The organism is Sphingomonas sp. S2-65 (assembly GCF_021513175.1).
Taxonomy (GTDB): Bacteria; Pseudomonadota; Alphaproteobacteria; order Sphingomonadales; family Sphingomonadaceae; genus Sphingomonas.
Genome location: NZ_CP090953.1, coordinates 1,044,733 through 1,068,201 on the forward strand (window position 1 = coordinate 1,044,733; position 23,469 = coordinate 1,068,201).

The window sequence follows — 23,469 nt, forward strand, 5'->3', positions numbered from 1 at the left end:
CTCCCGGCCGAAGCCGCAAGCATATCTCTCTGCGCCTCCGCGCCTCTGCGCGAACCTCTAACTTCTTCTTCCTTCGCGTCTTCGCGCCTTCGCGTGAACCCACTCTTCTTCACGCCCCAAAGCGCCCCCCAACTCCAGGCGATCTGATGTACAAGTACGACGAATACGACCATTCCATCGTCGCCTCGCGGATCGACGAGTTCCGCGACCAGGTTCGCCGCCGCCTCGAAGGCCATCTGACCGAGGATCAGTTCAAGCCGCTGCGGCTGATGAACGGCCTGTATCTCCAGCTGCACGCGTACATGCTGCGCGTCGCCGTGCCCTATGGCACCCTCGACGGGCGCCAGATGCGCATGCTCGGCCACATCGCGCGCAAATATGATCGCGGGTACGGCCATTTCACCACGCGGCAGAACATCCAGTTCAACTGGATCAAGCTCGGCGACACGCCCGACATCCTGGAAGAACTCGCCACGGTCGAGATGCACGCCATCCAGACCAGCGGCAATTGCATCCGCAACATCAGCTCCGACCAATATGCGGGCGCCGCCGCCGACGAGCTGACCGACCCGCGTCCCTGGGCCGAGCTGCTGCGTCAGTGGAGCACCTTCCACCCCGAATTCACGTACCTCCCGCGCAAGTTCAAGATCGCGGTGATCGCGTCGGACACCGACCGGGCGGCGATGCGCCTCCACGATATCGGCATCCAGATCGTCCGGAACGACGCCGGCGAATTCGGCGGGCGCATCTATGTCGGTGGCGGCATGGGCCGCACGCCGATGATCGCGCCGCTGATCCGCGATTTCGTGCCCTACGAAGACTTCATCAGCTATCTCGAGGCCTGCCTGCGCGTCTACAATCGCTATGGCCGCCGCGACAACATGTACAAGGCGCGGATCAAGATCCTCGTCCACGAGATCGGCGCCGACGACTATCGCCGGCAGGTCGAGGATGAGTTCCTCGAAGTGAAGAAGCTCGCAATTGATCCGCCACGCGTGGAGCTTGAGCGTATTTCCGCGCATTTTGCGCCGCCGCCGTACGAAAACGGGCTTTCTGACGACATCGATCGCACCGATCCCGACTTCGCCGTTTGGGTCGATCAGAATGTTTCTGCTCACAAAACAGCGGGTTACGCGATCGTCAACATCAGCCTGAAGCCGAGCGGCGGAATCCCGGGCGACGCGTCCGCGGATCAGATCGATGTCATGGCCGACTTGGCGGAACGCTTCAGTTTCAACGAGTTACGCGTAACCCACGCCCAGAACATCGTCCTCCCCCACGTCGCCAAACGCGACCTCTACCCCGTCTACCAGATACTCAAAGAATCAAACCTGGCCGAACCCAATCTAGACCTGATCAGCGACATCATCGCCTGCCCCGGTCTCGACTATTGCAGCCTCGCCAACGCCCGCTCGATCCCCCTGGCGCAGAAGATCGCGACCCGTTTTTCGGACCTCGACCGCCAGCGCGACCTGGGTGAACTGAAGCTCAAGATTAGCGGCTGCATCAACGCCTGTGGCCACCACCACGCCGGCCACATCGGCATCCTCGGCGTAGACCGTAAGGGCACCGAAAACTTCCAGCTTCTCCTAGGCGGCTCGGGCGCGGAGGACGTCAGTCTGGGCAAGATTACCGGCCCGGGTTTCTCAGAAGATGGCATCGTCGACGCGATCGAGAAGACCACCGACGTCTATCTCGCCCAACGCGAACAAGGCGAGCGCTTCGTCGACACCTATCGCCGCATCGGCATGGAGCCATTCAAGGAGGCCATCTATGGCTAAGCGCGACGCGGTATTTCCCGCAAACCCCCACGCCCTGTTCGCCGAGCATCGCTACTCGCCGGCAATCCGCGCAGGTGGCCTATTGTTCGTTTCGGGCCAGGTCGGCGCACGTACCGACGGTAGCCCCGAACCGGACACCGAAGCCCAGATCCGCCTCGCCTTCGACAATCTCGTGGCGATCCTTGAGGCGGCGGGCTGCACCTTCGCCGACGTGGTCGATACGACCTTGTTCATGATCGATCCCGACGGGGATTTCGAAACGCTGATGAAGGTCCTGCCCGACTATTGGGGCGAAGCGCCCTACCCTACGCTCACGGGTGTAAGCGTGAACTGGCTCGCCGGCTTCCGCTTCGAGATCAAGGTCGTCGCGCAACTTCCGCAAGGCCAACTTCTGCAGGGATCGCCAGCATGACCAGCCTGCTGCGCTACCGCGACGATGACGCGCATGACGAACCAGCCGTCACACTTGACGGATTTCTGGGCCAGTCCAACGCCACGGCCGTCCGCATCGAAGCCGGCGAGGACGCTCGCGTGCTCCTGCCGCATCTCGACCGCATCGCTCTGGTGGAAGTCAGCTTCCTCAAGTTTCGCGATGGCCGTGGCTATTCCTCCGCCCGGATCCTGCGAGAGGCGGGCTATGCCGGCGAACTACGCGCGCAGGGCGACGTCTTGGTGGATCAAATCCCGCTGATGCGCCGCTGCGGCTTCGACAGCTTCGCACCCGAGGCGCCGGTGGACGAAGCCGTGCTCCACGCCAGCCTCACCCGCTACGAGCATACATATCAGGCTGCCGCGGACGGCCATGTCCCCGTCTGGAAACGCCGCCATGGCTGAAGCAATGCGAAAGATCGACCGGGTGGACGTCGCACCTTGCTTCACGGCGGCCGATGCGATTCGGCTCAACACCCGCTTCCGCGACGCTACGACGCAAGAAGTACTCCAGGCGGTTCTGCGCGAGCACCTGCTCGGCGAGATCGCGCTGGTGTCCTCGTTCGGCGCGGAAGCCGCAACACTGCTTCACTTGGTCGCAAGCGTCGACGCAAGCGTGCCCGTGCTGTTCCTAGATACCGGCAGGCACTTTCCTGAAACGCTCGCCTATCGTGATGAACTCGCCGCCCGTCTGCGCCTCAGAGACCTGCGCAATCTTCAGCCAGACCCGCAGGTGATCGCCGCACGCGACGCCACCGAATTGCGCTGGTCGTTCGATCCCGACGGCTGCTGCGAGATCCGCAAGGTCGTGCCGCTCGCCAGCGCGCTAGTCGGTTTCGACGCGACGATCACCGGGCGCAAGTCGTTCCAGGCCAGCACACGCAATGCGTTGGCCCGCTTCGAGGTCGACCCCAGCGATGACACCGGCCGGATGAAGTTCAACCCTCTCGCAGACTGGACCAAGGCTGAGTTGGATGCCTATTTCGCCCGGCACAACCTTCCCCAGCATCCACTTGTCGAGCAAGGATACGCATCGATCGGTTGCGCACCATGCACCAGCATCGTCAAACCGGGCGAAGACCCACGTGCCGGACGTTGGCGTGGCTGGAACAAGACCGAATGCGGCATCCACACGCCGGCGAAGGATGACGACCCGGACCAGCCGGTGTTCTGAGCCGGCGCTTGGCGTACGCCACCGTTTGTGGTTACGCGAGCCGATGGCCCTGTTTCCCGACCTCGATCGCGACTTGGCGGCGCTGGGTGCCGCAAGTCGGCGCCGGGTGCTGGCACCCCGGACTGGCCGCGACTTCGCCTCGAACGATTATCTTGGCCTCGCCAGTTCGCCTCGCCTCGCCGCAGCGATCGACGGCGCGCTGACCCGCGGCGTGCCTGTAGGTTCCGGCGGCTCGCGACTGCTGCGCGGTAATCACCCGGAGCATCAAGCGCTTGAGGCCGAAGCCGCTGCATTCTTCGGCAGCGAATCCGCCCTCTACTTGTCGAGCGGCTATGCTGCCAACGCCATGCTGTTCGAGACGCTGCCTCAACGCGGCGACCTGATCGTTTATGATGAGCTGATCCACGCCAGCGCCCATGAAGGCATGCGGCTTAGTCGAGCGAGCAGTCACCCAGCCACGCACAACGACATCACGGCGTTCGAGGATGTGATCTCCAGCTGGCGCCGACAGGGCGGCATCGGCCGCCCGTGGATCGCGTTGGAAAGCCTCTACAGCATGGACGGCGACCAGGCGCCCTTGCCCGGCTTTGCCGAGCTGGCGGATCGCACCGGCGCGATCCTGCTTATCGACGAAGCGCATGCAACCGGTGTGTTCGGCGCGCATGGCCGTGGCCTTTCCGCCGCAATGGCCTCCCGCGACAATGTCGTCAGCCTGCATACCTGCGGCAAGGCACTGGGGTGCGAAGGGGCGCTGATCGCAGGACCCGCGATCGTCACCGACTTCCTGGTCAATCGCGGACGGGCCTTCATCTTCTCCACCGCCCCCTCCCCGCTTATGGCCGCAGCCGTGCGCGAGAGCCTGCGCATCCTTCAGGATGAGCCCGAACGTCGCGAGCGGCTCGACGCGCTGGTCGCCCATGCGCACCGGTTGCTCGTCCCCGCAGGAGCCCGCGCAACAGGGTCGCAGATCCTCCCGCTCGTTCTGGGCGACGATGCCCGCACCATGCACGTCGCTGCCGCGCTTCAGGCGCAGGGCTTCGATGTCCGGGGCATCCGCCCTCCTACCGTGCCAGCAGGGACGTCGCGGTTGCGCATCTCGTTGACGCTGAATGTGTCTTTTGACGACGTCGCGGCACTGGCGCAGGCGCTTACCGGAGAGGCACAATGACCCGCGCCATCGTCGTCACCGGCACCGATACAGGCATCGGCAAGACCGTCTTTGCCGCGGCACTTACTGCGGCGTTGGACGCAACCTATTGGAAACCGGTGCAAAGTGGGCTCGAGGAAGGCGAAGACAGCGACACCGTCGCGCAGCTTGCCGCGCTTCCGCCCGAGCGCATCCTTCCCCCCGCCTATCGCCTGCGCACGCCCTGCTCTCCCCACCGCGCTGCCGAGATCGACGGGGTCGAAATCGAGCCGAAACGCCTCCAGCTTCCCCAAATCGAGCGCCAATTGATCATCGAAGGCGCCGGCGGCGTGCTCGTGCCCGTCACGCGCACCCTGCTCTACGCGGATCTGTTCGCCCGGTGGGGGCTTCCCACCGTCCTTGTCGCCCGCACCGCGCTGGGCACGATCAACCACAGCCTGCTTTCCCTGGAAGCGTTGCGCGCACGGGGGGTAAACATGCTCGGCATCGCCTTTGTCGGCGACGCGAACGAGGACAGCGAGGCGACGATCTGCGCGATCGGCAAGGCCCGCCGGCTCGGTCGCCTGCCGATCCTCGCCTCGCTGGATCCCGGCCGTCTTGGCCAAGCCTTTGCGCAGAACTTTCGCCTGGGGGACTTCACCGCGTGAACTCGCCCGTCTGGCACCCTTTCACGCAACACGGGCTTGGTGAGGAAATCCCCGAGATCGCCCGCGCCGAAGGTGCGGTGCTGCACGCACGCTCGGGCGAGCGCTATGTCGACGCGATCTCCTCATGGTGGGTCACGACGCATGGCCATTGTCACCCCCGGATCATGGCCGCGATCCAGGCGCAAGCGGCTCAACTCGACCAGATCATCTTCGCCGGCTGGACTCATGCCCCGGCTGAAGACCTCGCGCGGGGCCTGACGGCGATACTGCCCGCGCCGCTCGCCCATGTGTTCTTTTCCGACAGCGGCTCGACCAGCGTCGAAGTGGCGTTGAAAATGGCGCTGGGCTTCTGGGACAATCATGGCGCGCCGCGTCACCGGGTCGTCGTGATGGAGCATGGCTATCACGGCGACACCGTCGGCGGCATGTCGGTCGGGGCGCGGGGCGTGTTCAACCGGCCCTATCAGCCATTGCTGTTCGATGTCGCCACTATCCCCTTTCCCGACGCCGGCCGCGAGCAGGCGACGCTCAATGCGTTGGAAGCGCAGTGCCGAGAGGGGCCGGCTGCTTTCCTGGTCGAGCCGCTGATCCTGGGCGCCGGCGGCATGAAGACCTATACGCCCGCGGTGCTTGAGGAGATGCGGGCGATCTGCGCGCGCTACGAGGTGCTGTTCATCGCCGATGAAGTGATGACCGGCTGGGGCCGCACCGGCACCCTGCTCGCCTGCGAACAGGCCGGGATCGTTCCCGACATCCTCTGCCTCTCCAAGGGCCTGACCGGCGGCTCGGTGCCGCTCGCCGTCACACTGGCGACGGCGCCGATCTTCGAAGCGCATCGCTCGAGCGATCGCGCGCGGATGTTCTTCCACTCGTCCAGCTACACCGCCAACCCGCTGGCCTGCGCGGCAGCCAACGCCAATCTGGCCATCTGGCGCGAAGAGCCGGTGCTCGACAGGATCGCGGCATTGGGCGTGCGCCAGCAGCGGCGGCTTGACGCGCTGTCTGCCCACGCAAGCGTCCGCAATGCCCGCCGCCTGGGTACGATTGCGGCGTTCGAGGTAGCCGACCCGAACTCGGACTATCTAGCCGCCATGGGGCCCGCCCTCGGGGCGCTGGCGCGGAGCCGGGGCGTTCTGCTCCGCCCGCTGGGCAACACGGTGTACGTGATGCCGCCCTACTGCATCGAGGACGCCGACCTTGACCTGATCTACGCGGTGATCGGCGAGTTCCTGCAACGCTGACGGTTTCTGCCGCGCGTCCTGATTTCACGCGAAGGCGCTATGACGCGAAGAAAGTAGTTCGTGCGGAGGCGCAAAGAGAGCAAAGCGCGCACGATCTCACGGCTGATACCAAATCCGGTTGCTCAGCACGTCGCGCACGTGACGCGGCCATGGCTACTGAAAGCCTCCGCGCCTCCTCGCGAACCAAACAATCGCCTCAATATTCCTCATGCACCAGGTCGCTGAACTTGGTGAACTGGCGATCGAAGCGCATGTGCACCGATCCGGTCGCACCGTGGCGCTGCTTGGCGATGATGACCGTCGCCTTGTTGGCGACCTCCAGCTGCTTGGCCTGCCATTCTTCATAGGCGATGCGCTCTTCGGCGGTTTCGGTGCCGTCGGGCACCTTGGTCGGTGCCTTGAAGTCGTGATAATATTCGTCGCGGTACACGAACAGCACGATATCGGCGTCCTGCTCGATCGAGCCCGACTCGCGAAGGTCCGAGAGCTGCGGCCGCTTGTCCTCGCGGCTTTCCACGGCGCGGCTGAGCTGCGACAGCGCCAGCACCGGCACATTCAGTTCCTTCGCCAGCGTCTTCAGGCCGCGGCTGATCTCCGAGATTTCCTGTACGCGCCCGTCGCCCGAGGCCTTGGCGCTGCCGGTCAGCAGCTGGAGATAATCGACGATCACCATGCCGATCTTGTGCTGGCGCTTCATGCGCCGCGCACGGGTGCGCAGCGCGGCGATGGTCAGGCCGGGCGTATCGTCGATGAACAACGGCAGCTTCTCCAGATCGCCCGCCGCGCGCGCGAATTTCTGGAACTCGGCATGGCTGATCTGGCCGGTGCGCAGCTTTTCCGACACCACTTCGGCCTGTTCGGACAGGATACGCATCGCCAACTGATCGGCCGACATTTCCAGGCTGAAGAAAGCGACCGGCGCGCCGATCGACTTTTCCTCGGGAATGCCGCCCTCGATATCGTCGGCATAGCGCTTGGCGGCATTGAAGGCGATGTTGGTGGCCAGCGAGGTCTTACCCATGCCCGGGCGACCTGCAAGGATCAGAAGATCGGAGCGGTTGAACCCGCCGGTCGAGGCGTTGAGATCGCTCAGCCCGGTGGTGACGCCGGAGATGCCGCCCCCCGAGTTCATCGCCTTTTCAGCCTGGCGCACCGCCATGATCGAAGCGCGGTTGAACGACTTGAGCCCGGCGTCGCTGTCGCCCTTCTCGGCGACTTCGTAGAGCTTCAATTCGGCCTGCTCGATCTGCTTGGCCGGGTTGATGTCCTGGCTGGTGTCGAGCGCGCCATCGACCAGATCGCGGCCCACCGTCACCAGCGCACGCAGCATTGCCAGGTCGTAGATCTGGTCGGCGAACGAGCGCGCACCGATCAGGCTAGCCGGGTTGCCGGTCAGCTGCGCCAGATAGGCCGGGCCGCCGAGTTCCTTCATCGCCGCGTCGGCGGCGAACAGCGGGCGCAGCGTCACCGGCGTCGCCAGACGGTTGTCGCCGACCATGGTCGAGATCGCATCATAGATGCGCCCGTGCAACGGCTCGAAGAAATGCTCCGGGCGGATCTTTTGAAGAACGTCCTCGGCGACGCGGTTGTCGATCATCATCGCGCCGAGCAGTGCGGCCTCGGCCTCCACATTGGCGGGCAGGCTGATGCCTTCAGGCACTTCAGGAGCGGGGAACGGTATTGGTTGAGCCATGATCTGCCTGTCGCGCATACCCGCCGCCGCATCAACTGTGCGGCTTGTGGATAACGGGCATGACCGGATAGGGACCGCGCATGGCCGACCCGCGCATCATAGACGTGACGCTCGACGAGCGCACCATTTTGTGGCGCTCGGCGGACATCGAGCAGGAGCGGCAGGTCGCCATCACCGACCTGCTCGCGGCGAATCATTTCGCGCCCCGGCGCCGCCACGCCGATGGCTATGCGGGCCCTTACCGGCTGCATCTCAGTGTCCAGGAAAACCGGCTGGTCCTGGAGATCCGCCGCGCCGACGAGTCGCATCTCGAGACCATCGTTCTGGGCCTTGCCCGCTTCCGGCGCCCGATCCGGGATTATTTCGCGATCTGCGACAGCTATTTCCAGGCGGTACGCGCCGCATCTCCCCAGCATATCGAGCCGATCGACATGGCCCGCCGCGCGGCGCACAACGAAGCCGCCGAGCTGCTCCAGGAACGGCTTACGGGGAAGATCGAGGTTGATTTCGACACGGCCCGCCGGCTCTTCACCCTGCTCTGCGTCCTCCACATCAAGGGTTGAGCATTGTTGGTTTCCGGTTCCACGCGGCGGCTGCGGTTCGTCGCGCTCCTCCTGCTGGCGAGCATCTTGATCGGCGGCACCGGCTGGAGCTTCTTCGGCCGCTGGCGGCCCTCGATCACGGACTATCCCGTCCAGGGCGTGGACGTCAGCGAAGGCGACGGCGCCATCGACTGGTGGCAGGCGCGCACCAGCGGCGTGCAGTTCGTATATGCCCGTGCGACGATCGGGGCGCATGGGCGCGACTCGCGCTTTGCCGAGCATTGGCGCACCGCCGCCGAAGCCGGGCTGCAGCGGGGCGCGCTTCACCTGTACGCGATCTGCCAGCCGGGCCTCGCCCAGGCCGGCAACTTCGTCTCCACCGTGGCGCGCACCGACGATCAGCTGTCGCCCGCGATCCTGCTCGACCTGAGCGGCGACTGCCCGAGACCCTCGCGCAGCGCGATGCTGATGGAACTCGCCAGGTTCATCGCCGCGGTGGAGACGCATTCCGGCAAGCGCGTGATCCTGGGCATCACCAAGCGGTTCGAGGGCGCTTATCAGCTCAGCACCCTCACCACCGCGCCGCTGTGGGCGCGGGGTGTGTTTTTCGCGCCCGGCTACCTAGCCCGGCCGTGGACGATGTGGCAGGCGTCGCACCTGCGCCGCATCCAGGGTGCGGCGGGACCGGTAAATTGGGACGTGATGGCACGATGATCGATCAGGGCGCTCAGGCACTCATCAAGGCGGCGCGCGCCGCCGCGCGGCACGCACACGCCCCCTATTCCAAGTTCGCGGTCGGCGCGGCAGTGCTGCTCGACGACGGATCGGTGGTGACCGGGGCCAATTTCGAGAATGCCAGCTATGGCCTGTCGCTGTGCGCGGAGACGGTGGCGCTGGCGACGGTCAACGCCCAGGGCAAATTGCGCAACGTCGTGGCGATCGGGGTGATCGGCGGCCGGATGGGGCATGCCGACACTGCGCCGGTCAGCCCCTGCGGGCGCTGCCGCCAGGTCATCAACGAAGCCGCCCAGCTTGCCGGGCGGGACCTTCCGGTCTTCTGCGGCGGCGCCAGCGGGGACGAGATCGCCGCGCACAAGCTGTCCGACCTGCTTCCCCACGCCTTCGGTCCGGCCGACCTGGGCATCGGCTAGGCTGCGGCAGAAGCCATCAAGCGCCTTGCCCTCCCCGGCGCTTCCGGCGAAACGGAGCGGCACAAGCAGGGGGAATCATGAGCATCCTATCCGACCGCTGGATTCGCGAGCAGGCGCGCGAGCACGCCATGATCGAGCCGTTCGTCGAGGCCCAGCGTCGCGAAGGCTGCATCAGCTACGGACTGTCCTCCTACGGCTATGACGCGCGGGTCGCCGACGAGTTCAAGATCTTCACCAACGTCGATTCGGCGACGGTGGACCCCAAGGATTTCGCCGCGAACAGCTTCGTCGATCGCAAGACCGATGTGTGCATCATCCCGCCGAACAGCTTCGCGCTGGCGCGCACGGTGGAGTATTTCCGAGTGCCGCGCGACGTGCTGGTCATCTGCCTCGGCAAGTCCACCTATGCGCGTTGCGGCATCATCGTGAACGTCACGCCGCTCGAACCCGAATGGGAGGGGCATGTGACGCTGGAATTCTCGAACACGACGCCGTTGCCGGCGAAGATCTACGCCAATGAAGGCGCGTGCCAGTTCCTGTTCCTCAAGGGCAATGAGCCCTGCGAAACCAGCTATGCCGACCGCGCCGGCAAATATATGGGTCAGCGCGGCGTAACCCTGCCGCGGCTCTGAGCGTTACCCCAAGCGGCGTCCTAGCCGGCGGGATTGCCGCCGGCCGGGCGCCCTGCTCCCTTGCGCAGCGGGCCGCGCAGGAGCCCCTCAGCGGGCGGAGAACTGCACCGGCTGCAGGCGATGCAAGCCCGAAGTCGCGATCATGTGCGATCCGGCGGTGCGGCCCGACGACAGGTCCATCAGCACGTCCGACTGCGAGAGCACGCGAGTGTAGAGCAAGCGTGCGGCATCCTCGCGCCCGGTACGGGCATAGACCGCCGCCAGGTTGATCAGCAGCTCGGGGCGGTTGGGGTCGGCGCGCAGCGCCTCGACCAGCCGCGACTCGGCATCCTGATATGCGCCCTGCGAGATCTGGGTAGTTGCGACGCGATCCTGCGCGAGCGCAGGCGCGGCGGCGGCGACCAGCGGAACCAAAGCCAAAGCAACGAACCGCATGACATCCTCCTCGACTCATGACGCCACGATGACACGCTCGTGACATTACCATGACTCTTGTGTGACAGTTCCGTTGCAGTTCGACAAGCGATTGCACAACAAAAAAGGCGGCCCGTGAGGGCCGCCTTCTAAGAACCGTGCTGCGCCGAAGCGCGGCGGATCAGAAGTCGTTGCGATACTGCTCGTTGCCGACGAAGCCGAGCTTCGAGACGTTCGCACGCTTGATGATCGCCAGCACCCGGTCGACGACGTCATAGCGTGCCGCCGGGTCGGGCTGGAAATGCAGCTCCGGCTCCGGGTTCTTCGCCAGCGACGCGTCGAGATACTGACGCAGGGTTACATCGTCGATCTGCACGCTGTTCCAGAACACGTTGCCGTTCGCGTCGATATAGACCTTGTTCTTTTCCGCATCGACCGGCGGGCTGCTGCCGGTGTTCTGGGGCAGGTCGACCTTCACCGCATGGGTTTGGATCGGAATGGTGATGATGAACATGATGAGGAGAACGAGCATGACGTCGATCAACGGCGTCGTGTTCATTTCCATCATCGGCTCGTCGTCTTTGCCGCCCGCGCTCATTGACATGTCAAATACTCCTCAACCGCGCAGGATCACATGCGGGCATTGTTGGAACCGGGCTCCGGCTCCGAAATGAACCCGACCTTCGCGAAACCCGCCATCTGCATCGTGTAGATGGTGCCGCCGATGCAACGGTACGGGGTATTCACGTCCCCGCGGATATGCACTTCCGGCAGTTCCAGACCAGCCGCGTTCGGACCGCCCTGACGATCGATTTCGGCCTTCAGCTTGGCGACAGCCTTGTCGAGCAGTTCCTGGTGACCGATCGGCGACAGGCCCCAAAAGACCTGGCACTGGCCGCCGGCGCCCGTGACGGAAAGCGCGACATTCTCGGGCTTGGTGGTGGTCGGCTCGAACTGCACCTTTGGCAGTTGCAGGTCGACGGTCTGAATCACGACGGGAACGGCGATCAGGAAGATGATCAGGAGAACCAGCATCACGTCCACCAGGGGCGTGGTGTTGATGTCCGACATCGGGGAGTCGTCGCCGCCTTCGCCTACGCTCATCGCCATTGGGCGTTATCCTATCTTCGTATGAGCCACCGGGCGACCCGGAAGCCGGACCGCGCGGAGGAAGCCGCGCGGTCCCGTTTTCAGTTACGCGCGGGTCTGCACGCCACCGGTCTGGCCGGCGGTCGTGGTGGTGCCCGGCGCCTTGGTGCCTGCAACCGGAGCCGTAGCGACCTTCTTCACGGTCGGGCGCACGCGGCCGTCCGAAGCGAGGTAGCCGAGCACGTCGTTCGAGAAAGCGCTGAGGCTCTCGGCGATCGACTTGTTGCGGCGCTGCAGGAAGTTATAGGCGAGCACGGCCGGAACCGCGACGACCAGACCGAGCGCGGTCATGATCAGTGCTTCACCGACCGGGCCGGCAACGGCGTCGATCGAAGCCTGACCGGCCGAACCGATCTTGATGAGCGCGCGGTAGATGCCGATCACGGTACCGAACAGGCCGATGAACGGTGCGGTCGCGCCGACGGTCGCGAGGAACGCCAGACCGCCACCGAGCGACGAGTTGATCACGCCTTCCGAGCGGGCGAGCGAGCCGTGCAGCCAGTCATGGGCTTCCACCGGATCGGTCAGTTCCTTGTACTGCTCCTGCGCCTGGATGCCGTCGTCGACGATCTGGCGGTAGGCCGAGTTCTTCTCGAGCTTCGCTGCGCCTTCACGCAGGCTGTTCGAGGTCCAGAAGCCAGTGCGCACGCGCTTCGCCTGGTTGATGATCTTCTGCTGCTCGAAGATCTTCGTGAAGAAGATGTAGAGCGACACGAACAGGAACAGGACCAGGATGGCGAACACGGTCTGCGAGATCAGGCCGCCTTCCTTGAGCGCCTGAGTCAGGCCGTACGGATTTTCGCCGGCGGGTGCCGCAGCAGCGAGAATGGTGGTGAGCATCGTCGTTTCTTTCCTCTGTAGAGTTGCCGTCAATGCTGGCTGGCGCCAGCTTGGTTTCGCCTACTTTACTGCGCAATCTTCCAGGTGAAGCGCAGCGATTTGCGTCCACCGGGGATCGGATTGCCCGCTGCGTCGAGAGCGGGCGAATAACGTCCGCGCGACGTCACCAGGCGGCAGGTCGCATCATCCAGTGCACGCGAACCCGACCCTGCGGTCACCGAACAACCTTCCACACGTCCTCGAGCGTTCACGTTGAAGGAGATCCCGACGGACCCTTCTTCCTCGTTGCGCAGCGCGGATGCCGGATAGTCGTCGTTCGTCACCCACTCGCCAGGGTTGCCACGAGCAGCGGCTGCCTTGCTGATCGCCGGCGGAGCGGCGGGAGCAGGCGGTGCTGGCGGCGATGGCGGAGCCGGCGGCGCAGGCGGCGAGATAGGCGGCGACGGCGGTATGATCGTCGTCGTGCTCATCGGCGGAGCCGGAACCGGCACCTGCACTCGGGCCGGCGGCACCACGACCTGAGTCGGGGGCGGCGGCACCGGCGTGTCGGGCGGCGGCGGCGGCGGCGGAACTTCTTCAGGAGGGGGCGGCGGCTCTTCGACCTCGAAGGTCTTCAGCTCCTCCGCCTTCTTCTTGATGTATTGGTATGCCAGACCCGTGACGAAGGCATAACCCATGCCAGCCACGATCAACGCGACCAGAACGATCGCCACGACCCGGCTGCCACCTGTATTACGGTCAGCGTAAGCCATTCGGCAACGTCACTCCTCTAATCTGCTGCGACCCCGAGCGGCGGACCATCGACCCGCGCACAAGTCCGCCCGCCGTTCGCTGTGTTGCGTCGGTTCGGCAGAGCGCGAGTCTCTATCGCGACCTCCCAGGGTACGCAAACGCTTTGTCTGACATTTTGAACTATCTCCGGTGCATGACGGATTTATTTCTGTATCCGGCGCCCTCGATCCGGTAACGGAGCGCATGATCCGCGTTCCTGTGATAGCGTTTTGTTGCGCCGCATCATTAGCCGTTCCCACCGTGAGCCTTGGGAATCCCTTGCAAAATAGTGCGGTCGCGGCTGCCGTATTGCCAAGCTATAGCACCGCCGCTCGCCAGATCTTGGCGGCACCGCTTGTCATCGACGCGCGAATTCGCAGCGCGGCGCGGATCAAGGGTGAAGAAGCGGTAAACGTCGCGTCGGGCCGTGCCCGCTTCTATGTAGAGGCCGATGTGCTTGCCCTGATTCGCGGGACCGATTCGGTGCCATTGCGGCTGGGATATGTCGTCGACGTGGCATTGGACGCCCGCGGCAAGCCGCCCCGGCTCAAGAAGCAGCGCGTATTGCTGTTCGCCCGCCCGGTCCCAGGCCGCGCGGATCAAGTGCAACTCGTCGACCTTGACGGCCAGCGGCTATGGTCGGCCGAGCTCGATGCGTTCGTGCGCGGCATCACCCGCGAAGTCCTCGCCGCGAATGCCCCGCCCGCCGTCACCGGCGTCGGCAACGCGTTTCACGTCCCCGGGTCGCTTCCAGGCGAAGGCGAGACGCAGATATTCCTGCAGACGGCAAACAATGCACCCGTGTCGCTGCAGATCCTGCGACGGCCGGGCGAGCAGCCCCGCTGGTCGGTGTCGCTGGGCGACATAGTCGATGAAAGCGGCGGCCCCGTTCAGCCCAACACCTTGCTTTGGTACCGACTGGCGTGCGGCCTTCCCGCGGAACTGCCGGCCGGCAACATCGAAAGCGACGATCCCGCCAACGCCGCGATCGCGCGCGAGGATTATCGCTTCGTGATGAAGTCGCTCGGGCCCTGCCGATAGGCATATAGTCCGCGGACCCGCCGGTGCGGATCAGCGGCGATGCCGTACCAGCGTGATCCCGATCGATTCGTCGGCTTCGGCGATCGCCAGCTTGACGATGCGGATCTCGACGCGCCGCACCCTTGCGTCCGAAATGAAGATCGTATCGCAGATATGCTCCGCAACCGCCTCGATCAGCGTAAAATGTACATCCTTGGGGATGCTGTCAGTTGCCGCATGCTTCAGGTCGAGATAGCTTTTCGACGCGCCGAGCGGTGTGTCGGGCTCGAAGCGCTCGGGTAGATCGAGATCGGCCGTCACCGAGATGCGCAACGGCTGCGGCAGGTGCGTCTCTTCGGAATAGACGCCGGTAAGGACTTCGACTTCCAGGTCATGGACCTGAAGCTGCAGGAGATCGGGCAAGGACGTGCCTTTCTGGGAAACTGGCGCGCCCCATAGCAGAAGCGCCGCGCGGGGGAAGGTCCAGCCCTCCATTACTGCTTGCGCCACGCCGCGTGGGCGCTAAAGCGCGCCGCCCGCTAGTGCCGGCCACGTCTCGCGAAGGATCGACTGGGTGATCACCCTGGTACCGCTTGCCACTATCGCCCCCGCCCAAGTCGAGGACCTGCTCGACCGCGCTTTCGGTGCGGATCGGCACACGCGTACCGCATACCGGATCCGCAGCGGTACGACGGCGATTCCCGAACTCAGCTTCGCGGCCCTTGCGGAGGACGGAGCGCTGCTGGGCACGACCCAATCCTGGCCGGTCGCGCTCGCTTGCGACGAAGGCGGTAGCCGGCCGATGGTGATGGTAGGCCCGGTCGCGGTCGAGCCTGGTCTGCAGCGCGGCGGCATCGGCCGCATGCTGATGCGCCACATGCTGGACGCCGCGCTCGAGTCCGACGTTCCTGGCCATGATGCGCTCATGCTGGTCGGCGATCCCGAATATTACAGCCGCTTCTTCGGCTTCACTGCCGAGCGGACCGGCGGCTGGCGCCTGCCGGGCCCCTATGAGCAGCACCGCCTGCTCGCGCTGGGCAGCGCCGTCCCCGATTGTGCCGGCGCCGTCGGACCGATGCTGCGCCAAGCCGCTTGAGGGCACGATCCCGCTGCCCTAACGGGTAGCCGATGCCCACGCCGCCCCCGCCCGACTTCGCCAGTCTCTCGCTCGCCGAGATCGCCCGTTTGGCCGAGGAGAACCGCCTGCCGCCGGTTGACACCTGGAACCCGACGCATTGCGGTGACAGCGAGATGCGGATCGCCCGCGACGGGACCTGGTTCCACCAAGCTTCACCGATCACGCGTCGGGCCATGGTCCGCCTGTTCTCGACGATCCTCCGCCGCGAAGCCGACGGCCGCTTCGTACTGGTGACGCCAGTGGAGAAGCTGGATATCGAGGTCGAGGATGCGCCGTTCGTCGCCGTGGAGATGAAGCGCGAAGGCAACGGCGACGCCATGCGCCTCGCCTTTCGCTTGAACACCGGGGACTTCGTCACGGCGGGCGCCGAGCACGGCCTGCGCTTCGACGAGCGCGAGGACGGCCCCCGCCCCTATCTCCATGTCCGTGGGGGGCTCGAGGCGCTGGTCGCGCGCCCGGTCTATTACGAACTCGCCGAGATCGCATTGGCGAACGGCACCACGCCCCCTGGCATCTGGAGCGACGGCGCCTTGTTCCCGCTGGAGCCGGCGCAGTGACGCTGGCGGATCGGTTGCGCGCTGCATTGGACGCGCCGCACGGAACCGCGCCCGTCCTGCTCGCCGGCGACCATCACGACTTCGATCCGGACGATTCGGCACATCAAGCCGCGGTGCTGATCGCCGTGACCGACCGCGCCGAGCCCGGCGTGCTGCTCACCCAGCGTACCGAGACGCTGCGGCGGCATGCCGGCCAGGTCGCTTTTCCCGGCGGGCGCATCGATCCCGAGGACGATGGCCCGGTGGCAGCCGCGCTGCGGGAAGCCCAAGAGGAAATCGCGCTGCCCGTCGACCAGGTCGACATCGTCGGGATTGTCGACGCCTATCGCACGGTCACCGGCTATCACGTGACCCCAGTGCTTGGCGTGGTGCCGCCCGACTTGCCGCTGGTGCCCGCGGAAGCGGAGGTGGCGGACTGGTTCGAAGTGCCGCTCGGCTTCCTGCTCGATCCCGCCAATCAGCGCCGGGGATCGGTGCAGGTGGCCGGACGCGAGCGCCGTTATTACGAGATCCTGTGGAACGATCGCCGCATCTGGGGCGCCACCGCGGCGATGCTGGTCAACCTCTCGCGGCGGCTGCGATGGACGGCGTGACCCTGCCTCCCGTCGAATGGCGCAGGCGAGCGGGGCTGGACGCTCTCGTTGACGCGCTGGGTGAGGCGCGCTTCGTCGGCGGGGCGGTGCGTGACGCGCTGCTCGAGATGCCGGTTGCCGATGTCGACCTCGCGACACCGCTCCCCCCTCATAGCGTGATCGACCGCCTGAAGGCGGCAGGCATCCGCGCCGTACCCACGGGTATCGAGCACGGCACCGTTACTGCGGTGTTGGAAAGCGGCCCGGTGGAAGTGACGACGTTGCGCCGCGACGTCTCCACCGACGGTCGACGCGCGACGGTGGCGTTCACGGACGACTGGCAGGCCGACGCGGCGCGCCGCGACTTCACCATCAACGCGCTCTACGCCGATCCCGGCACTGGCCAGATCTTCGACTATTTCAATGGGTTGGACGACCTTTCGGTGCGGCGCGTCCGCTTCATCGGCGACCCGCTCCAGCGGATCGCCGAGGATCATCTGCGCATCCTGCGCTTCTTCCGCTTCCTCGCCCGATTCGGCGATACCCCCGATCCTGCCGGGCTCGACGCATGCACCGCACGTGCGCGGGACCTGATGGCACTGTCACGCGAGCGCATCGCCGACGAGTTGCTCAAGCTGCTGGTCGCGCGCGACGCGGTGCGCGTCACCGGGCTGATGATCGAGCGCGGCATCTTCGCGCCCGTGCTTCCGGAGGTCGTCTCCCCCGACCGCCTGACCGCGCTGGCACAAGCCGAAGCCGCGGCCGCAATAGCGCCCGATCCGATCCGCCGGCTGGGAGCGCTGTTGCCGCAGGACCCGCAACTGGCCGAGCAGATCGGCGCCCGGCTGAAACTCTCCAACAATCAGCGCAAGCGGCTGGTCGCGACTGCCACGCCGCACCCTGAGTCCAGGCCCCGGGCACTGGCATACCGGCTTGGCGTGCAGACCGCAGTCGACGCTCTGCTGCTCGCCGGCCGCAGCGCCGACGCCGCGCAGGTCAGCACATGGGCGGTGCCACGCCTGCCAATCGGCGGCGGCGCGCTGGTCGCCCAGGGGCTTGCCAAGGGGCCGGACGTGGCGCGTGCCCTTCGTGCGATCGAGGATCAATGGGTCGCCGAAGGCTTTCCGGAGGGAAGCCGCGTCGAGGAGATAGTGGCGAGCGTGCTCGCTCAGGCGCTCCGCGCGCACAGATAGCGGTAGGCGTCGTCGGCTTCCAGCGGCTGGGCGTAGAAGAAGCCCTGGCCATAGGTGCAGCCCATCGCCGCCAGCGTCTGTGACAGCTCAAGCGTCTCGATCCCCTCGGCGGTGGTCTGCATCCCCAGCGCCTGCGCCAGGCCCAAGACCGCGCGGACGATCGCGATCTTGTCGCGGTCGGCCAGCATGCCCGACACGAAGCTGCGATCGATCTTCAGCAGATCGATCGGCAGTTTCTGAAGATAAGCGAGATTGGAATAGCCGGTGCCGAAATCGTCCATTGCCAAGGTGGTGCCCAACCCTTTCAGCGCCTGCATCGTGCGGCTGATCCGGTCGGGGTCGCTGACGATGGCGCTCTCGGTCAGTTCCAGCGTGAAGCGATTCCCCGCGACTCCGTGACGATCGAGCACCGCGCCCACCATTTCGGGCACATTGTCGCGCTGCAACTGGATCGCCGAAAGATTGACGGCGATCTTTACGCCGCAGTCTCGCCCCGCCGCGGCGTCCCACAACGCCAGCGTCCGTGCCGCCTCGTCCATCGCCCAGCGGCCGAGCGGGATGATAAGCCCCGATTCTTCCGCGACCGGGATGAACGCGTCGGGCGACAGCTTCACGCCGCCCTCCATGGTCCAGCGCGCCAGCGCCTCGAAGGACACGATCCGGCCGCTCGCGAAATCGCAGATCGGTTGATAGCTGAGCGTCATGTCGCCATTCTCGACCGCGCGCCGCAGCTCGGTCTCGATGCCGAATTGTTCGCGGGCGATGTCGAACGCGCGGGTGTGGTAATATTCCACCCTGCCGCTTTTCTTGGCGCGCTTGACTGCGAATTGCGCGTGGCGGATCAAGTCCTCGGTGTCTCCGCCCACTTCCGAGCCCAGAGCGATGCCGATCGAGCAGTCCACGCGAATCTCGAAGTCGGACAGGCGGAACGGCGTCACCAACGCGCCCTGGATGCGTTTGGCGACCTGCGCGGCGTCGGCATAGCCATCCTCGACCGCGAGCAGCACGCCGAACTCGTCGCCGCCCATCCGCGCCAGGATATCATGGCCCCGAAGCGCTCCTTTCAGCCGGCGCGCGACCGATATCAGCAATTCATCGCCGGCTATGCCGCCCAGGCACGCATTCACTCGGCTGAAACGGTCGAGGTTGATCACCAGCACGGCGAAGCTGGCGGCGAGCTCCGGCTGGACGCGGGCCTCCAGCACGTCGCCGAACCCGGATCGGTTGGGAAGGCCGGTAAGGCTGTCGATCGCCATTTCGCGGCGCAGGCTGTGTTCGGTGCGAAGCTCGCCGGTCTGGTCGACCAGAGTGATCAGGCAGCGCTTCGCCTCGGGATCCACGGCCCTGCGGGCGAAGAGTACCCTGAAGCGGCGGCAATCCACCTGCTCGCCGACCTGCCATCCGAATTCCGACTGCGTTTGATCCGAATCGAGGAAGGCGTGAATCTTCGACCCGAGCAAGCGGATCAGCGGCGAGTCCGATGCCGCCGTCCCGAACCCCAGCAGCTGGAACGGCTGATTGGTCGCCTCGAAGTGCAGCGTCCCATGCCGCAGATGCACCAGGGCGGCCGGGATCGGCAGCAGGTGCAGGAGCGGCTCTTCAGGTGCGGAACCGGGCGCGCGCGCCTCCGGCGCGTCCGGCAACGCCGATTCCGAGGCCAAGAACTCGGCCAGCTGCGATACGCCCCACGTCATCAGGCATGATCGCTAAGCCGAATTGGTTAAATCGCGCTGAACCTCACCAGGCGGCGCGCATTTTCCTGTTGGCTCAGAAGCGGTTGTCGCGTGGAAAGCCGGTCGGCGGCATACGCCCGGCGGCGCCGCGCGCGGCCCGCCACGGCGACACGTCCGCCTCACTGCGCACCCGGCCCTGCTCGCCACCCATGCGCCAGCGCAGCCCTTCGGCCATCTTGAAGGTAATCGCGTCCGACATGCCGCCGTCACGGTAGCGCTGTAGCTGGACACCCTGTCCGCGTGCCAGCTCGGCAACTTCGGAGAGCGGGAAGACGACCAGCTTCCGATTGTCGCCGATCACCGCGACGGCGTCATCTTCGGTGGCGATGGGGCGAACGATCTTCAACAGCGCACCGGCGCGCGGAGTCATCACCTGCTTGCCCTTGCGGGTCTCGGCGATCACGTCTTCAGCCTTGACGATGAAGCCACGCCCGTCGCTGGCGGCGATCAGCAGCCGCGCACCGGCACTGGCCGGCAGCAGGTTCACGATCGTGCGCTCGCCCTCCAGGTCGATCATCACCCGCACCGGCTCGCCGAAGCCGCGGCCACCCGGCAGCTTGTCGCCCGCCAGTGTGTAGAAACGGCCATTGTCGGCGGCCAGCAACAGCTTGTCGGTGGTCTGGGCATGGAACGCGAACAGCGGGCCGTCGCCTTCCTTAAACTTCGCGGTGTCCGCGGAGGCGAGGTCGACATGCCCCTTCATCGCGCGGATCCAGCCGCGCTGGGAAAGGATCACCGTGATCGGCTCACGCTCGATCATCGCTTCCAGCGGGATTTCGCGGGTCGGCCCGGCTTCCTTGATCTCGGTGCGCCGCTTGCCCAGCGGCGTATCCTGACCATAGCGGACGATCATCCGGCCCAGATCGCGCTTCATCCGGGTGCGCTGCCGCGCATCGGACGACAGGAGCAGCTGCAGCTCGGCCTGCTCCTTCTCCAGCGCGCCCTGTTCGCGGCGAAGCTCCATCTCCTCCAGCCGCCTCAGGCTGCGCAGCCGCATGTTCAGGATCGCCTCTGCCTGGCGGTCGGTAAGTTCGAACTCCGCCATCATGATCGGCTTGGGCTCATCCTCGGTGCGGATGATCTCGATCACGCGGTCCAGGTTTAGGAAGGCGATGATATAGCCGCCGACCAGTTCGAGCCGGTCGGCGATCTTGCTCAGCCGGTGCTCTGAGCGGCGGCGCAGGACGACGAACTGATGCTCTACCCACCCGGCGATCGCCTCCTGAAGGCTCATCACCCGCGGCGTGCGGTTCTTGTCGAGCACGTTGAGGTTGAGCGGCACGCGCACTTCGAGGTCGCTCAGCCGATACAGGCTGTTGATCAAATCCTCGGCGCTGACGGTGCGGCTGCGCGGCTCAAGCACGACGCGGACATCCTCCGCCGATTCGTCGCGCACGTCCCCCAGGATCGGCAGCTTCTTGTCGTTGATGAGCGCCGCGATCCCTTCGATCAGCTTGCCCTTCTGCACGCCATAAGGGATTTCGGAGACGACCAGGTGCCAGCCGCCGCCCTTTTCCGCCACCCGATCGATCTTGGCGCGGACCCGGAAGCTGCCCCGCCCTGTGGTATAGGCCTCCGTGATCGACGCCGGACCGTCGGCAACGATGCCGCCGGTCGGGAAGTCAGGCCCCTGGACATAATCGAGAACGTTCGCAGTGGGATTGTCGATCAGCGCAACCGCGGCGTTCATGATCTCGGCGGCGTTATGCGGCGGGATGCTGGTCGCCATGCCTACTGCGATCCCCGCTGCGCCATTGGCCAGTAGATTGGGGAACAGGCCGGGAAAGAGCTCGGGCTCTTCTTCCTCGCCATTATAGGTGGCGCGGAAATCGACGGCGTTTTCGTCGAGGCCCTCCATCAGGTCCATCGCGACCTGCGTGAGCCGGGCTTCGGTGTAGCGATAGGCAGCGGCGTTATCGCCGTCGATGTTGCCGAAATTGCCCTGTCCGTCGACCAGCGGATAGCGCAGCGCAAAGGTCTGGGCCAGGCGCACCATCGCGTCATAGACCGAGGCATCGCCATGCGGATGGTATTTGCCGATCACGTCGCCGACGACGCGGGCGCACTTCTTGTAGCCACTGGCGGGATCGAGGCGCAGCAGCCGCATTGCCCAGAGCAAGCGGCGGTGCACCGGCTTCAGCCCGTCGCGGACATCCGGCAGCGAACGCGCAGTGATCGTCGAGAGCGCATAGACCAGATAGCGTTCGGACAATGCGCTATCGAACGCAACGTCCGAAGCGCCAGAAGCGTCGCCGGTGAGGTCGGGATTATCGGTGTCGAGCGTCATGGAGCGGGGTGTCTAGCAGGCCCGAAGCCCGGAGGCCAACAGCGTCCGCATCATACCGGCTGGGGCCGCTCGCGCTTGATCTCGTCGAGCAGCCATTCGCGAAAGCGCTTGATCTTGTGGACGTTGCGCCGCCCCTCGGGTGCGACGAACCAATAGCCGAAGCCGCGGGTGGTGACCTGGGCGAACGGGCGCACCAGCCGGCCCTCGGCCAGGTCACGCCGCCAGAAGAAGGGCGTCAGCATCGCAATGCCCTGACCCGCGATCGCGGCATTGCCCTCCAGCGCCTGCGAATCGAGTCGGACACCGGGTCGCGCCGGCCCCTCGGCGACTTCGACCCCCGCCTCGCGTAGCCAGACCGGCCACCAGGGATCGTGCGGGCTGATCACCGGCAAATGCGGGATGTCGGCGGGCGTAAACGGTCCGCGGCGCTCCAGGAATTCGGGGCTGACCATTGGCGTGAAGTCGATGGTCAGCAGCAGGTCGGCCGTGAGCCCCGGCCAATTTCCCCGGCCAGAACGGATCGCACAATCGGCGTCGCCGCCCTCCAGATCGACCACGGCATCGCTGGTATTCAGCCGAACCCCCATTTGCGGATGCGCCATCTGAAAGCTGCCCAGCCGCCAGGCGAGCCAGGTGTTGGCGAAGGTGTTCGACGTGGAGATGACGAGCACCCCCTCCTCCTCTGCCCGCACGCGTGCGAACGCGGCGTTCAGCGTATCGAAGGCATGCGAAACCTGCGGCGCCGCGCGGGCGCCGGCCTCGGTGAGCACCATCTTGCGGCCCTCGCGACGAAACAGGGGCACGCCCAGCCGCTCCTCCAGCAGCTTGACCTGATAGCTGACCGCCGCCTGCGTCATGCCGAGTTCGTCGGCCGCCCGCGTGAAATTGCCGTGCCGCGCCGCAGCCTCGAAGACTCGGACGGCAGCCAGAGGCGGGATACGGCGCATGCCTGAAGGATAAGCCCTGCTTGTTTCTAGACGCCAGCGATTTGTTGGAAGCTGCGGCGGCCAAATGCCAGATCAAGACTCGGGGCAACAAAGGAGCTTCATCATGCACGGAGACTTTGAAAGCCAAGCCTGGGCCGAAAACCGCCACCACCTCGTTCGCTCGCTCACCAACTTCTTCGACAAGCTGGCCTATGCCTTCAAACGCTTGCAGGCGATCGAATATGATGCGCCGTGGGAGCGCGTACGGGAGGATTGAGCATCCTCTGCCGGCAGTGCTGCGGTGGAACAGCGGGTTGCGTTCTCCAGGGTGGAGCCGCGCCCGCGACGAGACACGCCAGTCCGCAGGTGCCGCAAGCGTGATTGCACGGCCGTGACGGTTCCAGTATAGGCCCGGCCTTCCAACAGCCCCGG

At 65.6% G+C, this 23,469-nt stretch carries 27 protein-coding genes; 17 read left to right on the top strand and 10 right to left on the bottom strand.

The features are described 5' to 3' along the window. The first annotated feature begins 146 nt into the window (after positions 1–146). Genes LZ586_RS04885 through LZ586_RS04915 form a run of 7 tightly spaced genes read left to right on the top strand, consistent with a single transcriptional unit; the run spans position 147 to position 6,419 of the window. Entirely contained in the window at positions 147–1,781 is a 1,635-nt protein-coding gene (locus tag LZ586_RS04885) for a nitrite/sulfite reductase (RefSeq protein WP_235078547.1), read from the top strand. After that, positions 1,774–2,193, top strand: coding sequence for a RidA family protein (locus LZ586_RS04890; protein WP_235078548.1), 420 nt, complete (start codon positions 1,774–1,776; stop codon positions 2,191–2,193). The genes LZ586_RS04885 and LZ586_RS04890 overlap by 8 nt, the downstream gene beginning before the upstream one ends. Next, positions 2,190–2,615, top strand: a complete 426-nt coding sequence (locus tag LZ586_RS04895) for a DUF934 domain-containing protein (protein ID WP_235078549.1) — start codon at positions 2,190–2,192, stop codon at positions 2,613–2,615. Before LZ586_RS04890 ends, LZ586_RS04895 begins: the two co-directional genes overlap by 4 nt. A 4-nt stretch (positions 2,616–2,619) precedes the next feature. After that, positions 2,620–3,384 (top strand): phosphoadenylyl-sulfate reductase, encoded by a 765-nt coding sequence (locus LZ586_RS04900; protein WP_413777328.1) that lies wholly within the window; start codon positions 2,620–2,622, stop codon positions 3,382–3,384. 43 nt (positions 3,385–3,427) lie between these two features. After that, positions 3,428–4,552 carry an 8-amino-7-oxononanoate synthase gene (locus LZ586_RS04905; protein ID WP_235078551.1) on the top strand — a complete coding sequence of 375 codons (1,125 nt, stop codon included), beginning with the start codon at positions 3,428–3,430 and terminating at the stop codon, positions 4,550–4,552. After that, the gene (gene bioD / locus LZ586_RS04910) at positions 4,549–5,178 is read left to right on the top strand and encodes a dethiobiotin synthase (protein ID WP_235078552.1); all 630 of its coding nucleotides are present in this window, start codon (positions 4,549–4,551) and stop codon (positions 5,176–5,178) included. The genes LZ586_RS04905 and bioD overlap by 4 nt, the downstream gene beginning before the upstream one ends. Then, a complete protein-coding gene (locus tag LZ586_RS04915) occupies positions 5,175–6,419 on the top strand; it encodes an adenosylmethionine--8-amino-7-oxononanoate transaminase (protein ID WP_235078553.1) in 1,245 nt (414 codons plus the stop codon). Before bioD ends, LZ586_RS04915 begins: the two co-directional genes overlap by 4 nt. A gap of 196 nt (positions 6,420–6,615) precedes the next feature. On the opposite strand, the gene LZ586_RS04920 is transcribed toward LZ586_RS04915, so the two are convergent. After that, a complete protein-coding gene (locus LZ586_RS04920) occupies positions 6,616–8,112 on the bottom strand; it encodes a replicative DNA helicase (protein WP_235078554.1) in 1,497 nt (498 codons plus the stop codon). An 80-nt stretch (positions 8,113–8,192) separates the two neighbouring features. Here LZ586_RS04920 and LZ586_RS04925 point away from each other — a divergent pair, with 80 nt between their 5' ends. The 4 genes from LZ586_RS04925 to dcd all read left to right on the top strand — a co-directional run bounded on the left by LZ586_RS04925 (position 8,193) and on the right by dcd (position 10,437). Further along, the gene (locus LZ586_RS04925) at positions 8,193–8,675 is read left to right on the top strand and encodes a UPF0262 family protein (RefSeq protein ID WP_235078555.1); all 483 of its coding nucleotides are present in this window, start codon (positions 8,193–8,195) and stop codon (positions 8,673–8,675) included. A gap of 3 nt (positions 8,676–8,678) precedes the next feature. Next, a complete protein-coding gene (locus tag LZ586_RS04930; protein ID WP_235078556.1) occupies positions 8,679–9,368 on the top strand; it encodes a GH25 family lysozyme in 690 nt (229 codons plus the stop codon). After that, positions 9,365–9,805 carry a cytidine deaminase gene (locus LZ586_RS04935; protein WP_235078557.1) on the top strand — a complete coding sequence of 147 codons (441 nt, stop codon included), beginning with the start codon at positions 9,365–9,367 and terminating at the stop codon, positions 9,803–9,805. Before LZ586_RS04930 ends, LZ586_RS04935 begins: the two co-directional genes overlap by 4 nt. A 77-nt stretch (positions 9,806–9,882) precedes the next feature. Beyond that, positions 9,883–10,437 carry a dCTP deaminase gene (gene dcd, locus LZ586_RS04940; protein WP_235078558.1) on the top strand — a complete coding sequence of 185 codons (555 nt, stop codon included), beginning with the start codon at positions 9,883–9,885 and terminating at the stop codon, positions 10,435–10,437. Positions 10,438–10,524: 87 nt separating this feature from the next. Here the strand turns inward: dcd and LZ586_RS04945 are convergent, their stop codons facing one another. The 5 genes from LZ586_RS04945 to LZ586_RS04965 form a co-directional block, all read right to left on the bottom strand. Further along, positions 10,525–10,872 (bottom strand): tetratricopeptide repeat protein, encoded by a 348-nt coding sequence (locus LZ586_RS04945; protein ID WP_235078559.1) that lies wholly within the window; start codon positions 10,870–10,872, stop codon positions 10,525–10,527. Between the two features lie 160 nt (positions 10,873–11,032). Further along, on the bottom strand, positions 11,033–11,455 hold the full coding sequence (locus LZ586_RS04950) for an ExbD/TolR family protein (RefSeq protein WP_235078560.1): 423 nt from the start codon (positions 11,453–11,455) through the stop codon (positions 11,033–11,035). A gap of 26 nt (positions 11,456–11,481) precedes the next feature. Then, complete coding sequence (locus LZ586_RS04955) at positions 11,482–11,961, bottom strand: ExbD/TolR family protein (protein WP_235078561.1); 480 nt, start codon at positions 11,959–11,961, stop codon at positions 11,482–11,484. A gap of 84 nt (positions 11,962–12,045) precedes the next feature. Next, positions 12,046–12,840, bottom strand: coding sequence for a MotA/TolQ/ExbB proton channel family protein (locus tag LZ586_RS04960; RefSeq protein ID WP_235078562.1), 795 nt, complete (start codon positions 12,838–12,840; stop codon positions 12,046–12,048). Positions 12,841–12,905: 65 nt separating this feature from the next. Then, positions 12,906–13,592 carry an energy transducer TonB gene (locus tag LZ586_RS04965; RefSeq protein WP_235078563.1) on the bottom strand — a complete coding sequence of 229 codons (687 nt, stop codon included), beginning with the start codon at positions 13,590–13,592 and terminating at the stop codon, positions 12,906–12,908. 361 nt (positions 13,593–13,953) lie between these two features. On the opposite strand from LZ586_RS04965, the gene LZ586_RS04970 reads away from it, so the two are divergent. Beyond that, positions 13,954–14,652, top strand: a complete 699-nt coding sequence (locus LZ586_RS04970) for a hypothetical protein (RefSeq protein WP_235078564.1) — start codon at positions 13,954–13,956, stop codon at positions 14,650–14,652. Between the two features lie 30 nt (positions 14,653–14,682). Here the strand turns inward: LZ586_RS04970 and LZ586_RS04975 are convergent, their stop codons facing one another. Beyond that, on the bottom strand, positions 14,683–15,054 hold the full coding sequence (locus tag LZ586_RS04975; RefSeq protein ID WP_235078565.1) for a dihydroneopterin aldolase: 372 nt from the start codon (positions 15,052–15,054) through the stop codon (positions 14,683–14,685). A gap of 151 nt (positions 15,055–15,205) precedes the next feature. Here LZ586_RS04975 and LZ586_RS04980 point away from each other — a divergent pair, with 151 nt between their 5' ends. The 4 genes from LZ586_RS04980 to LZ586_RS04995 are packed head-to-tail and all read left to right on the top strand — an operon-like array spanning position 15,206 to position 18,091. Beyond that, a complete protein-coding gene (locus LZ586_RS04980; protein WP_235078566.1) occupies positions 15,206–15,727 on the top strand; it encodes a GNAT family N-acetyltransferase in 522 nt (173 codons plus the stop codon). A 32-nt stretch (positions 15,728–15,759) separates the two neighbouring features. Then, positions 15,760–16,326: a DUF1285 domain-containing protein gene (locus LZ586_RS04985; RefSeq protein WP_235078567.1), complete on the top strand. Its 567-nt coding sequence runs from the start codon at positions 15,760–15,762 to the stop codon at positions 16,324–16,326. Continuing rightward, the gene (locus LZ586_RS04990; RefSeq protein WP_235078568.1) at positions 16,323–16,919 is read left to right on the top strand and encodes a CoA pyrophosphatase; all 597 of its coding nucleotides are present in this window, start codon (positions 16,323–16,325) and stop codon (positions 16,917–16,919) included. Before LZ586_RS04985 ends, LZ586_RS04990 begins: the two co-directional genes overlap by 4 nt. Continuing rightward, on the top strand, positions 16,907–18,091 hold the full coding sequence (locus tag LZ586_RS04995) for a CCA tRNA nucleotidyltransferase (protein WP_235078569.1): 1,185 nt from the start codon (positions 16,907–16,909) through the stop codon (positions 18,089–18,091). The genes LZ586_RS04990 and LZ586_RS04995 overlap by 13 nt, the downstream gene beginning before the upstream one ends. Here the strand turns inward: LZ586_RS04995 and LZ586_RS05000 are convergent. The 3 genes from LZ586_RS05000 to gcvA form a co-directional block, all read right to left on the bottom strand. Then, positions 18,067–19,785, bottom strand: a complete 1,719-nt coding sequence (locus LZ586_RS05000; RefSeq protein ID WP_235078570.1) for a putative bifunctional diguanylate cyclase/phosphodiesterase — start codon at positions 19,783–19,785, stop codon at positions 18,067–18,069. The two genes, LZ586_RS04995 and LZ586_RS05000, sit on opposite strands and share 25 nt — an antisense overlap. A 73-nt stretch (positions 19,786–19,858) precedes the next feature. Continuing rightward, positions 19,859–22,111, bottom strand: coding sequence for a DNA topoisomerase IV subunit A (gene parC / locus LZ586_RS05005; protein ID WP_235078571.1), 2,253 nt, complete (start codon positions 22,109–22,111; stop codon positions 19,859–19,861). Positions 22,112–22,161: 50 nt separating this feature from the next. Further along, entirely contained in the window at positions 22,162–23,058 is an 897-nt protein-coding gene (gene gcvA / locus LZ586_RS05010) for a transcriptional regulator GcvA (protein ID WP_235078572.1), read from the bottom strand. A 103-nt stretch (positions 23,059–23,161) separates the two neighbouring features. Between gcvA and LZ586_RS05015 the strand changes: the two genes are divergently transcribed. Then, positions 23,162–23,314 carry a hypothetical protein gene (locus LZ586_RS05015; RefSeq protein ID WP_235078573.1) on the top strand — a complete coding sequence of 51 codons (153 nt, stop codon included), beginning with the start codon at positions 23,162–23,164 and terminating at the stop codon, positions 23,312–23,314. The last annotated feature ends 155 nt before the right edge of the window (positions 23,315–23,469 follow it).